Source organism: Pseudomonas sp. GM49 (assembly GCF_000282355.1).
GTDB lineage: Bacteria > Pseudomonadota > Gammaproteobacteria > Pseudomonadales > Pseudomonadaceae > Aquipseudomonas.
Window position 1 is genome coordinate 1 of record NZ_AKJL01000023.1, and the last position, 11,799, is coordinate 11,799.

Below are 11,799 nucleotides of genomic sequence, written 5' to 3' on the forward strand. Positions count from 1 at the left end.
CGAATTATAGGCCTCCAGAATCTGCCGTCAAGCACTGATTCTGGTTTTGTACAGATATGTGCAAAAACGCTGCTTATATATAGACGCGCCCGCGGTGAGTGCGCAGTATATTGCCCATCACGAAAACAATGCCCTTACTTCCTATTTTCGGACGATGCCACGTAATGAATGATCAGCCTCGCAGCCTAGCCTCTACTCTGTTCTCGGTTGGGCTGCTGCTCATAGCCATGGCATCGATCCAGTCCGGAGCCTCCCTGGCAAAAAGCATGTTCCCCGTTGTTGGCCCTCAAGGGACGACAACATTACGACTGATTTTTGCCAGCGTGATCATGATGCTGATACTGCGTCCATGGCGGGCAAAATTCACCGCAAGATCCCTGCGCACCGTCATCGTCTACGGGATGGCGCTGGGCGGCATGAACTTCCTCTTCTATATGTCATTGCAAACAGTCCCGCTGGGAATCGCGGTGGCTCTTGAGTTCACCGGCCCATTGGCCGTGGCGATCTACGCCTCACGTCGCGCGATCGACTTCTTGTGGATCGCCCTGGCGGCCGTCGGCTTACTGTTATTGATTCCGACGGGAGAAGCGACCGCAGGAATCGATCTGCTAGGCGCCGGTTATGCCTTGGGTGCAGGTGTCTGCTGGGCGCTGTACATTTTGTTCGGCCAAAAAGCTGGGGCCGACAATGGTGTGCAAACCGCCGCACTGGGGGTAATGATCGCTGCGCTATTCGTAGCCCCCATCGGCATTGTCCATGCTGGTTCCGCCCTGCTGACCCCATCATTGATCCCTGTGGCCCTTGGTGTCGCCATCTTGTCCACTGCCCTCCCCTACACCCTGGAGATGGTCGCGCTGACTCGCATGCCGGCCAGAACCTTCGGCACACTGATGAGTATCGAGCCTGCCTTCGGCGCGTTATCGGGCTTGCTGTTCCTTCATGAATACCTCTCACTGTCGCAGTGGACGGCAATCCTGTGCATCATACTGGCATCCGTCGGCGCAACCATGACCATGAGCAGTGCCGCCAGGCCAGCAGTAGCAGCAGATTGATAGCAGATATGACACGGGTCTGGTATTTGCCGCTCAATTAGGCCATGTTTAGCCCCGCAACCCAGGGTCATACCATGGACAATTCCAGATAGGAATATCGGTACGCTTCAAGTGCAAGCGAATGCAGCCAGACCCGGGCACAAGATCCGGGACGCTTTAAGGACAGTAATGAAACGATTTTTGATGCTGATCGCCGTACTTGCAATTGCGGGCTGCGCAGCGACCTCGGAAACACAGATCAAGCACGGCAAGAAAGGGCTACACATCAACTGTTCCGGACTGTCTTCGTCCTGGGACAAGTGCTACACCAGCGCCGCCAACTCCTGCGCACCCAAGGGATACAAGGTCATTGCCAAGTCGGGAGATGCTGTGGAAGAGCCCGGCGATTATCCGTTTGGCCTCAACCCTGCGGGTTATACCAGCCGCAGCATGATTGTCATCTGCAAATAGGCAAGGCCGTCGCGTCAGGTTCTCGGACTTGCGATCTGACGGCCAATTTCCTCGTAGCTGGACTTCAGCACAGTGCGCTGGATATTCGGGCTAGCCAGCATGCGCGCCACGACCAGTGCGCCAATACATTGCGACAGAATCGCCCACGCCAGGCTGTCGCTTTGCAGAACCCCCGCCCAACTTTCCTGCAGCCGACAAATCCAGTGCTCTGCCTGTTGGCGGACAGTCTCGTCGGAACGGGCAATTTCCGCCCCCAATGCCGGTAATGCACAACCGGTTTCCGGGTTCTCGACGTGAGACATGCTCAGGTACTGTTTCAAGCAGCGCTCAAGCTTTTCACGGTCCTGCCCTTCCCCCAGTCGCGCCAGACTTTGACCCAGCTCACGCTCGACAATGGTTGCGAACAACTCGTCTTTCGATGAAAAGTGGCTGTAGAAGGCGCCCCCACTCAAGCCAATCGCTTTCATCAGGCCGTCCACGCCCACCGTTGAAAATCCGGACTTCTTGGCCGATAACGCACTGCTTTCCAGCAGCCTTTGCCTGGTTTCCAGCTTGTGACTGGCCGAATAACGCATTGCCCTTCCCTCAGAGTTGATCATCTTGACGTCAGTTAAATCGTAGCATAACGTTCGTTTAGTTAACGATCGTTTACCAAAAGGGATCTACCCATGAATAACAAGAAAGTCGTACTGGTCGTCGGTGCAGGTGATGCCACGGGCGGCGCCATTGCCAAGCGTTTTGCCCAGGAAGGTTTTGTCGCCTGCGTCACCCGCCGCAGTGCGGACAAGCTCCAGCCACTGGTGGATGCCATCGAGGCCGATGGTGGCGAGGCCCACGGGTTTGCCTGCGATGCACGTAAAGAAGAAGACGTGATCGCGCTGGTCGAGCAGATCGAAAGCCAGATCGGCCCCATCGAGGCCTTTGTCTTCAACATCGGCGCCAACGTGCCTTGCAGCATTCTCGAAGAAACCGCCCGCAAGTATTTCAAGATCTGGGAAATGGCCTGTTTTTCCGGTTTTCTCAACGCGCGTGAAGTGGCCAAGCGCATGGCCAAGCGCCAGCGGGGCACGATCCTGTTCACCGGTGCCACCGCAGGCATGCGTGGTGCTGCCGGGTTCGCCGCATTTGCGGGTGCCAAGCACGGCATTCGTGCACTGGCGCAAAGCATGGCCCGGGAGCTCGGGCCGATGAACATTCACGTTGCCCATATCGTCGTCGACGGCGCCATCGATACCGACTTCATCCGTGAAAGCTTCCCCGAAAAATATGCCACCAAGGATCAGGATGGCATCCTCGATCCCGAGCATATCGCCGAAAACTACTGGTACCTGCACAGCCAGCCCCGCGATGCCTGGACCTTCGAACTGGACCTTCGCCCTTGGAGCGAGCGCTGGTAAGCCCTTCCCTACAACAAAAAGCAGAGCGCACCGACCATGAGCAAAACCGTGGAATTCCTTTTTGACCTGGGTAGCCCCACCACTTACCTGGCGTATACCCAGCTACCGGCAATCTGTGAGCAAACCGACAGCCAACTGATCTACATCCCGATCCTGCTCGGCGGTGTGTTCAAGGCCACCGGCAACGCCTCCCCGGCGACCATTCCGGCCAAGGGCCACCATATGATTCAGGACCTCGACCGTTATGCCCGGCGCTATGGCGTGCCACTGAAATTCAATCCGCATTTCCCGATCAACACCCTCATGCTGATGCGTGCCGTGACCGGCATTCAGATGCACCATCCCGAGCGCTTTGTCGCCTTCATTGACTGCCTGTTCAACGCCCTGTGGGTCGACGGCCGCAACCTCAATGACCCGGCAACCGTGGCGGCGGTGCTGAGCGGCAACGGTTTCGATCCCGATGAGGTGCTGGCACTGACCTCCGACGAAACAGTCAAGGCAACGCTCAAGGACAATACCGAGAAAGCGGTGCAGCGCGGCGTATTCGGCGTACCGAGCATGTTTGTCGACAACCAGCTGTACTTCGGCCAGGATCGACTGGACTTCGTGCTTGAAGCCTTGAGTTAAATCTCGACCACCAACCGCCCCTTTGCCGCTCCCGACAAGAGCAGTGCATGGGCGGCTTCTGCGGTCTGCAATGTGAACGAGTGCGGGTCAAGCAATGGCAAGAGCTTACCCGCCTCTATCAACCGTGCCGCCACGGCGATAGATACATGCCGTATCCCCGGCGAATCGTCGCCAATCCGCCAGGGTCAAAGCCTTTGTCGACTATATGGCTCAGGCGCTGGATAACGCGCCTGAGTTACACAGAAACAAATAGCTACACAGAAACAAATAACTGCACCCGATCAAATAGCCGTAGTGCGGCTATTCAGCCACTCCAGTGCTGCACCCTCGACCAACGGGCTCAGGCGTTCGCGCACTTCAGCGTGATAGGCGTTGAACCATTGCTTTTCCTCTTCGGACAGCAGTGAGGTTTCCAGGCAGCGCGTGTCGATCGGGCACAGGGTCAGAGTTTCGAACTTCAGGAACTCGCCAAATTCGCTTTTGCCTGCCTCACGGTTCATTGCCAGGTTTTCGATCCGCACCCCCCAACGACCCGGACGATAGGTGCCCGGCTCGATGGACGTGATCATGCCGGGCAACATCGCGGTTTGCGGTGCAGGTGCGGCCTGATAGGCGATGACTTGCGGACCTTCGTGGACGTTCAGGAAGTAACCGACGCCATGCCCGGTGCCGTGACCGTAGTCGACACTTTCCGCCCAGATGGGCGCACGGGCGATGGCATCGAGCAGCGGCGACAGAATGCCTTTCGGGAACTGCGCGCGGGACAAGGCAATCACGCCCTTGAGGACGCGGGTGCAATCGCGTTTTTGCTCATCGGTCGGTGTGCCTACCGCAACCATCCGCGTGATGTCGGTGGTACCGCCCAGGTACTGGCCGCCGGAGTCGATCAACAACAGACCGTCCCCTTCGATCACCGCGTGTTCTTCTTCAGTGGCGTGGTAATGCGGCATCGCGCCATTGGCGTTGAACGCGGCGATGGTATTGAAGCTCAGCGACACATAATCCGGACGGCGCTCACGGGCGGCGGTGAGTTTTTCGTCGATGGTCAGTTCGGTGATGCGCTCGCGGCCCAGTGCAGAGTCCAGCCAGGCGAAGAATTCGCACAGCGCTGCGCCGTCCTGTTCCATGGCCTGACGGATGTGTTCGGCATCGGCCAGGCTTTTTTGCGATTTGGCCAGGGTGGTCGGGTTCAGGCCTTCGATCAGTTTCACCCCGCTGTCGAGGTTGTCCAGCAACCCCGCCGTGACCCGCGCCGGGTCGACTTGCAGGCTCGCGCCACTCGGCACGGCGCGCAGTGCGGCAGCGACTTCGCTGTAGTCGCGCAAGGTCACACCATCCTGTTCGAGGATTGCCCGCAACTCGGCGCTGACTTTGCTCAAGGCGACAAACAGCGTGGCCTGTTGCTGATTGATCAAGGCGAAAGAAACGAATACCGGGTTGAATGACACGTCGCCGCCACGCAGGTTGAACAGCCAGGCGATGTCATCGAGGGTGGCGATGAAATGCCAGTCGGCACCCCGTGCCTTAAGGGCTTCACGCAGCTTGGCGAGTTTTTCGCCACGGCTGACAGTCGCTTGTGGTGGCAAGTGCTGATAGATCGGTTCGTTCGGCAGGCTTGGACGGTCGTTCCAGACTCCGCTCAACAAGTCGATGTCGGTGCGCAGACGGGCACCACGCTCTTCAAGTTTACCGCCCAGGGTTCGTGCCGAAGCCACGGCCATCACCGCACCATCGACGGCGACAACGCCACCTTCGGGAGTTTGCTCGGCCAGCCATTCCAGTGGCCCGGGTTGCCCCGGTTGCAGCTTGACCAGATCGATTCCGCTGCCCTTGAGTTCCTTGGTCGCCTGCTCCCAATACCGGCTGTCGGCCCAGACGCCGGCAAAATCCGGGGTCACGATCAGGGTGCCGACCGAACCATGGAAACCCGACAACCACTGGCGCCCTTGCCAGTAACCCGGCAGGTATTCAGACAGGTGCGGGTCGGCCGACGGCACCAGCAAGGCGTGAATGCCTTCCCGGCTCATCAGTTCGCGGGTTTGCGCCAGGCGCTGGGGCACCGATCCATTGATCGAAAGCTGCGTATTCATCGTGTCTCCTGCTAACCACTTCATCATTATTGTTGAGGGCCGATCAACGTCGGCACTTCGTCGCCCTATTGCCAGAATGCCGGAGCACTGGCGCAGGCTGCCTTGATCAGTTGAACCGCCTGGTCGATATCCTGCTCGGTGGTGAAACGCCCGAGGCTCAAGCGGATGGTGCGACTGGCCGAGCGGGCATCAAGCCCCAGGGCCAGCAGTACATGGGATGGGGTATTGCTGGCGGAATTGCAGGCCGAGGTCGCGGAAAACGCGATCGAAGCCAGCAGTGCTGCCGGGTTGAACTCGCCTTCGCCGAATGTCAGGCTCAGGGTATGGGGAATGCGCCGGGTCGGACTGCCGTTGAGACGTACACCGGGAATACTCTGCAATTGCTCGAGCAAGCGTTCACGCAAACGCACGATGCTGGCTTTCTCTTCATCGAACACAGCCGCAGCCAGTGCGAAGGCCAAGCCCATGGCCGCGATCTGATGGGTCGCCAGGGTGCCGGAACGCAAACCGCCCTCATGCCCACCGCCATGGATCTGCGCCTGTAAACGCTGTTGTGCACGCGGACCGACGTACAACGCACCGATGCCTTTGGGGCCGTACAGTTTATGCGCGGAAAAAGACATCAGGTCCACCGGCCACTGCGCGAGGTCGATCGCCACTTTGCCCGCGCCCTGTGCGGCGTCGACATGGAACAACGCCCCGCGATCACGCACGACCTGACCGATGGCGGGAATGTCGTTGAGGGTGCCCAGTTCGTTGTTGACCAGCATCAGCGAGACCAGGAAGGTATCCTCGCGCATGGCTTCGCTGACCGCTTGCGCGGTGATCAGGCCATCGGCGTCCGGCACCAGATAAGTCACCGCTACACCGGCATCCTGCAGTTGCCTGGCGGTATCGAGAATGGCCTTGTGTTCGATCTGGCTGGTGATGATATGACCACCGCCAGTGCCGCGGCCCTGGGCTACGCCTTTGAGCGCGAGGTTGTTGGATTCGGTGGCGCCTGAGGTCCAGACGATCTGCTCGGGTATTGCGCCGACCAGTTCGGCGACCTGGCGTCGCGCCTGTTCCACCGATTGCCGGGCCTGCTGGCCAAATGCGTGGGAACTGGAGGCCGGGTTGCCGAAATTGCCGGTAAAGCCCAGACACTCGACCATCACCTTGATGACCCGCTCATCCACCGGCGTAGTGGCGGCGTAGTCGAAATACAACGGACGTTTATTCATAAAAGACTCGCAGAGCGTGTTCCGGGGTCAGGAAGCTCGTGACTGCAAACGGCAAAGCGCAGCCTTGTGAGCTGCGCGCGGTTTTCAGAACGTTACCAATACCTGATCGGATGCCGTTAAAGAAGAACTACTTCATTTAATAGTGCGTAGGAACGCTCCTGAAAAGTCAGCTTAACAGGCATCGGGCAACCGGTTGAAGCAATGCGTCAGCTAAAGCTTTCGAGCAACAGCGGATACAGCGAACCCACGAGCAGCGCGGCCATGCCCCAATTGAACAGGCGCAGCCAGCGGCGGTCCTTCAGAACGTTGCGCAACAGCGTTCCGCAAGCGGCCCAGACACCGACGCTCGGCAGGTTGATGATCGCAAAGACGGCCGCTATCACGATCACATTAGTGAAGTAACCCTGCATTGGCGTGTAGGTGCTGATGGCGCCAATGGCCATGATCCAGGCCTTGGGATTGACCCACTGGAATGCGGCGGCGCCCAAATAGCTGATCGGTTTCGCCTCGCCCTGCTGGCTTTCCGACATTGGTCCGGAATGGGCGATTTTCCAGGCCAGATACAGCAAGTACGCCGCCCCCACATAACGCAGTACGGTGTAGAGCAAAGGGTAAGTCTGGAACACCGCGCCAAGGCCAAAACCGACCGCCACCACCAGTACGAAGAAGCCACAGGTGATGCCGAGCATGTGCGGAATCGTGCGGTTGAATCCGAAGTTCACCCCGGATGCCAGCAACATGGTGTTGTTCGGGCCGGGCGTGATCGAGGTAACGAGGGCAAACAGGGCGAAGCCCAGCAGCAGATCGAGTGAGAGCGTCATGGGTGGCAGTCCGTCAGGGTCGGTCAGGTGTTGACCCTATCGCACACCTTGGGCGAAACCCACGGACAGTTACGCGAAACTTGGAGCAGTACAGTTTTGTCTCAGCTCGGACGACCGTGCAGCTGTACAGATCGCCCGGCGTTCATTTCACCCTGGTTGTCGAAGCCGAACGCCTTCTGCGGCTGGCCGAGCAGTTCGGCTTTTTTCGCATGGTATTCGTCGAAGGACAAACCGCGGCGGTTCAGCGCCTCCAGTGCCAGTTCCTTGCTTTCTTCAGCCGTGTAAGGGCGAAGTTCAGGGGAAACATGGCTGGCACATCCGGCGAGTACGGAGACGGCGAGCATCAGCAAAGTGGCGATCATCGGTTTCATTTTGGCGTCCTGGCGACTGGGTTCGAGGCAATGAACACAGGCTACCCGCGCCTCCCGGGCAGCAGAAATCAACGCTTTCAATAGTGGCTATCAAGAAATGGCGATCATTGTCGATGTGCCGGGAGAGCGCGGGCCGGGAGCGCACTGGCTGGAGCCGACTTGATGGCACTTGTGTGGCGCGACTGCTCGTCGGGTGTTCGGTGAGACGAAAGAGGCTGACCTATATTAATTCGGCCGAATAACGGCGCAGGCACTGTCTATCTATTCGCAGAACAGGAACAGGGAGATCCATCATGAGCGTCAAACCCATTCCAGAGGGGTATCACAGCATCACCCCCTACCTGGGCATCAACAAAGCTGCCCAAGCCATCGATTTCTACAAAAAAGCCTTTGGCGCCATTGAAGTCATGCGCCTGGCCATGCCCGATGGCAGTGTCGGTCACGCCGAACTGCGCATTGGCGATTGCCCGATCATGCTAGGCACACCGTGCGATCAAGGACCGCTGAGTAATCCGGACAATTCGTCGTCCGTGGGTCTGCATTTGTACGTGACGGATGTCGACAAGTCCTACAAACAAGCCATCGATGCCGGCGCAACCGTTGTATCCGAGGTCAAGGATCAGTTTTACGGCGACCGTACGGGCACCTTGAAGGATCCCTTCGGGCACGTGTGGTTCCTGGCTACGCGCAAGGAAGACCTGACCCAGGAACAGATTGAACAGCGGGCGAAGGAGATGTTTCAGCAGGGTTGAAATCTTCGCGAGCAGGCTCGCTCGGACTCTGTGGGAGCGGGCTTGCTCGCGATGAGGCCGGCACATCCAATAGATATGTTGACTGACATTCCGCCTTCGTCGGAACGCCGCCCGGAGCCAGCCCGCTCCCACAGTTTGATCTTCAGTGAATGTAAATCCTGCGGCCGGCCGTGCGCGGATTGCTCTGCCTCTCTGCCTCTCGCGAAACATTTTCTTTCACTTCCCCTTTCGGGATTTCCCCTGCTCATCCGTCCTACCTAGATGCAGTCCTTTCGCGTAGGCAAAAGCCATGACTGGACCTTTACGGCACTCAGCCCTGCGAAGCCCGCAGCCGAGCGGCCACTCATCCAGGCAAGACCTCCAACATGTCAAAGAAGTCCCGTTCAAAAATCTGGTTCCTGGTCCATAGCTGGCTGGCGCTGCCGATCTGGTTTTTCGTACTGATTGTGTGCGTGACCGGCACCCTGGCTGTCATCAGCCAGGAAATCGTCTGGCTGGCCAACCCGCCAATGCGTGCCACCCAACCCTCGGACGATGCTCCGCTGCTCAGCTATCAGCAGGTCATCGAGGTCATCAACAGGGCCGAACCGCAGACCTTGGTGCAGAGCATCAGCCGCCCCGACGAATCGCACTTTGCCCTGGATGTCGAAGTCAGCTACCCCGACGGGCGCTCGGTGGTGATTTATGTCAATCCGTACAGCGGCGTGATCCAGGGTGTCGCGCCGGAGTTCAACTTCCGCGCCTTCACCCGCGCCTTGCACGCTTGGTGGCTGGTACCGTTCACCAATGGTTACAGCTGGGGCTGGTACCTGGTGTCGTTTCTCGGTCTGCCGCTGCTGGCTTCGCTGGTCACGGGGCTTGTGGTCTACAAACGTTTCTGGAAAGGTTTTTTCCGCCCGACCTTGCGTATTCGCCACGGCGCGCGGATTTTCTGGGGCGACTTTCACCGCTTGAGCGGCATCTGGTCGATCTGGTTCATCGCGCTGATTTCCATCACCGGCACCTGGTTCCTGATCCAGGCCTTGCTGTCCGATAACCAGATTTCCATTTCCACGGAAAAGATCATCCCGGCGATGTCCCGCGAAGCGGTGCCCCTGTCGCCTGATGGCTCGCCCCCGCCACGTATCGACCTCGACCGCGCAATTGAAATCGCCACGCAGAAAATCTCCGGCCTGGAAGCCAGCTTCGTCAGCCTGCCGGGCAATGCCTACAGCCACCTGGATGTCGGCGGACGCGGTTGGTATCCATTGATGTTTCAGACCGCCACCCTCAACCCGTACAGCGGCGAAATCGCCGCCACGCGCTTGATCTCGGACCGCTCGGCCCTGGAGTTCGTCACCGAGTCCATGCGCCCGCTGCACACCGGAGATTTCGGCGGACTGTGGATCAAACTGATCTGGGCATTCTTCGGCCTGCTGCTGAGCATGATGGTGCTCAGCGGTCTGCTGATCTGGACCAAACGCACGGCACTGGCCACAGCCAATGCCTTCAAACGCAGCCACAAGAAACAGCGCGGCACCGCGGCGCAACCGGCCACGAACAGCGAAGCGTCGGAGGCCAACCTGTGAGCAAAGTCACTGCGGCCTCGCAACCCTCGCGCCTGAGCGTGTTCTGGCACAAATGGCGCTTTCACCTGAATGTCCTGTTGCTGCTGATTCCACTGGGTTTCATGCCCAAGTATTTCGCCGACGAAGCGTTGATGCGTGGCGACAGCGGCCTGGGCGAACGCGAAGTCGGCGAAGTCCGGGTCGGCCCCTGGAGCCTGCGCCTGGCGGAATTGCGCAACTCAGCCCCGCTGCTCGAAGGGCCGGCCGGTTACATGAAAGGCTTCAACGCCGCGCTGTGCGATGCCTGTATCGGACAGGTCAAGGCCACATACTTGCGTATCGGCAAACCCCGCAGCCTGCGCGCCGCCGGGGTGATTTTCTTCGGCGCCCCGTACCGCATGGGCGCCTCACTGCCCGTCTCGGAAAAGACCACGTCCGACGCTGAACTGTGGATCACCATGGAAGGCTGGGACGGCACCTTGCATCAGGCATCCATTCCGTTGAGTCAGGCATCCCCCGCCACCATCGCCTGGCTGAACAAACAAGGAAGCAAACCATGATCAACCCTCTTCGCCCGCTCAACGCTGTGTTGCTGGTGCTCTGCGCCGGCTTCAACACCAGCGCCCTGGCCCACAATCCGATGTGCGAATGCAAGGCCATCGACGCCGAACAGATCCAGTGCACCGGCGGTTTTTCCGACGGCAGCGGCGCTCCGGGCGTGACCCTCGATGTGATCGGCTACGACGAAACCATTCTGGTGCCGGGCAAGCTCGGACCTGATTCGACCCTGACCTTCAAGAAACCCGGCGCCGAGTTCTATGTGCTGTTCGATGCCGGCCCCGGCCACGTGGTGGAAATTGACCAGGCGGACATCGAAGCGCCATGAGCACTCCAACGACCCAAGTCGTGCGCCCGGCCGGGGCCGGCCACGAAACCCTCTACATTCTGCTGCTGTGTCTGGTGATTCTCGCGGTCGCAGGGACTGTGGTGCTCTGGCGCGGTGAAGCCCATGAGGTGAGCAGCGTCAGCAGCCATCAACTGGATGCCCGCCGCGACCTCAGTGCTGCCGAGCAAGGCGTCTACGCCGATTTGCGGGTGACGCTGGACGAGATCCATTTGCTGCGTCAGGAACAGCAAACGCTGCCAACTCCCGAGGCCCTCGCCGAAGAAGGCTTTGCCCCATTTGCCCAGGATGCCAGTGCCGTCAGTCGTGGCGGTCACGCCTGGCATCTGCTCGAAACCAAGGCCTACTTCGGCCAGAGCCAGAAGCCGACAGTCGCCGGTTCGTTTCTGCTGCGCATGAGCGCAACCGACGATGCCGCACCGGACATCTGGCTCAACCGCGACAACAGGCTCACGGCTCCGGCCGACCTCAGCGACGCAGCGCTCGAAAGCGCCGGCTGGCAGCAGATCGTCGCGCAATTCGATGCCGGCGTGACCCGCCAGCACCGGCACTGAACCCTCACCCG

15 protein-coding genes and 1 pseudogene are annotated in these 11,799 nt (G+C 59.4%); 10 read left to right on the top strand and 6 right to left on the bottom strand.

Translation table 11 applies throughout. The features are described 5' to 3' along the window. Nucleotides 1–164 precede the first annotated feature (164 nt). Nucleotides 165–1,052: a threonine/homoserine exporter RhtA gene (gene rhtA / locus PMI29_RS26980; RefSeq protein WP_007993935.1), complete on the top strand. Its 888-nt coding sequence runs from the start codon at nucleotides 165–167 to the stop codon at nucleotides 1,050–1,052. A 168-nt stretch (nucleotides 1,053–1,220) separates the two neighbouring features. Then, nucleotides 1,221–1,502: a hypothetical protein gene (locus PMI29_RS26975; RefSeq protein WP_007993936.1), complete on the top strand. Its 282-nt coding sequence runs from the start codon at nucleotides 1,221–1,223 to the stop codon at nucleotides 1,500–1,502. A 14-nt stretch (nucleotides 1,503–1,516) separates the two neighbouring features. Here PMI29_RS26975 and PMI29_RS26970 read toward each other — a convergent pair whose 3' ends face one another. Continuing rightward, a complete protein-coding gene (locus PMI29_RS26970) occupies nucleotides 1,517–2,077 on the bottom strand; it encodes a TetR/AcrR family transcriptional regulator (RefSeq protein ID WP_007993937.1) in 561 nt (186 codons plus the stop codon). Between the two features lie 93 nt (nucleotides 2,078–2,170). Here PMI29_RS26970 and PMI29_RS26965 point away from each other — a divergent pair, with 93 nt between their 5' ends. Both PMI29_RS26965 and PMI29_RS26960 read left to right on the top strand, forming a co-directional pair. After that, a complete protein-coding gene (locus tag PMI29_RS26965; RefSeq protein WP_007993938.1) occupies nucleotides 2,171–2,899 on the top strand; it encodes an SDR family oxidoreductase in 729 nt (242 codons plus the stop codon). 36 nt (nucleotides 2,900–2,935) lie between these two features. Next, a complete protein-coding gene (locus PMI29_RS26960; RefSeq protein WP_007993939.1) occupies nucleotides 2,936–3,526 on the top strand; it encodes a 2-hydroxychromene-2-carboxylate isomerase in 591 nt (196 codons plus the stop codon). Here PMI29_RS26960 and PMI29_RS30755 read toward each other — a convergent pair. Then, complete coding sequence (locus tag PMI29_RS30755) at nucleotides 3,523–3,660, bottom strand: zinc-binding dehydrogenase (protein WP_443216419.1); 138 nt, start codon at nucleotides 3,658–3,660, stop codon at nucleotides 3,523–3,525. The two genes, PMI29_RS26960 and PMI29_RS30755, sit on opposite strands and share 4 nt — an antisense overlap. An 8-nt stretch (nucleotides 3,661–3,668) precedes the next feature. Here PMI29_RS30755 and PMI29_RS32405 point away from each other — a divergent pair. Continuing rightward, nucleotides 3,669–3,779, top strand: a pseudogene (locus tag PMI29_RS32405) (LysR family transcriptional regulator); the annotation flags it as partial. A 28-nt stretch (nucleotides 3,780–3,807) separates the two neighbouring features. On the opposite strand, the gene PMI29_RS26955 reads toward PMI29_RS32405, so the two are convergent. From PMI29_RS26955 to PMI29_RS26940, 4 genes are all read right to left on the bottom strand, one after another. Next, nucleotides 3,808–5,616: an aminopeptidase P family protein gene (locus PMI29_RS26955; protein ID WP_007993940.1), complete on the bottom strand. Its 1,809-nt coding sequence runs from the start codon at nucleotides 5,614–5,616 to the stop codon at nucleotides 3,808–3,810. Nucleotides 5,617–5,681: 65 nt separating this feature from the next. Next, entirely contained in the window at nucleotides 5,682–6,839 is a 1,158-nt protein-coding gene (locus tag PMI29_RS26950) for a cysteine desulfurase family protein (RefSeq protein ID WP_007993942.1), read from the bottom strand. Nucleotides 6,840–7,045: 206 nt separating this feature from the next. Next, entirely contained in the window at nucleotides 7,046–7,660 is a 615-nt protein-coding gene (locus PMI29_RS26945) for a LysE family translocator (protein WP_007993943.1), read from the bottom strand. A 101-nt stretch (nucleotides 7,661–7,761) separates the two neighbouring features. Further along, nucleotides 7,762–8,031, bottom strand: coding sequence for a hypothetical protein (locus tag PMI29_RS26940; RefSeq protein WP_007993944.1), 270 nt, complete (start codon nucleotides 8,029–8,031; stop codon nucleotides 7,762–7,764). A 293-nt stretch (nucleotides 8,032–8,324) separates the two neighbouring features. Between PMI29_RS26940 and PMI29_RS26935 the strand changes: the two genes are divergently transcribed. The 5 genes from PMI29_RS26935 to PMI29_RS26915 all read left to right on the top strand — a co-directional run bounded on the left by PMI29_RS26935 (nucleotide 8,325) and on the right by PMI29_RS26915 (nucleotide 11,788). Continuing rightward, nucleotides 8,325–8,783, top strand: coding sequence for a VOC family protein (locus PMI29_RS26935; RefSeq protein WP_007993946.1), 459 nt, complete (start codon nucleotides 8,325–8,327; stop codon nucleotides 8,781–8,783). Nucleotides 8,784–9,148: 365 nt separating this feature from the next. Beyond that, complete coding sequence (locus PMI29_RS26930) at nucleotides 9,149–10,351, top strand: PepSY-associated TM helix domain-containing protein (protein ID WP_007993947.1); 1,203 nt, start codon at nucleotides 9,149–9,151, stop codon at nucleotides 10,349–10,351. After that, nucleotides 10,348–10,890 (top strand): hypothetical protein, encoded by a 543-nt coding sequence (locus PMI29_RS26925; protein WP_007993949.1) that lies wholly within the window; start codon nucleotides 10,348–10,350, stop codon nucleotides 10,888–10,890. Before PMI29_RS26930 ends, PMI29_RS26925 begins: the two co-directional genes overlap by 4 nt. Continuing rightward, a complete protein-coding gene (locus PMI29_RS26920) occupies nucleotides 10,887–11,216 on the top strand; it encodes a hypothetical protein (protein WP_007993950.1) in 330 nt (109 codons plus the stop codon). The genes PMI29_RS26925 and PMI29_RS26920 overlap by 4 nt, the downstream gene beginning before the upstream one ends. Continuing rightward, on the top strand, nucleotides 11,213–11,788 hold the full coding sequence (locus PMI29_RS26915; protein WP_007993951.1) for a DUF6162 family protein: 576 nt from the start codon (nucleotides 11,213–11,215) through the stop codon (nucleotides 11,786–11,788). Before PMI29_RS26920 ends, PMI29_RS26915 begins: the two co-directional genes overlap by 4 nt. Nucleotides 11,789–11,799 lie beyond the last annotated feature (11 nt).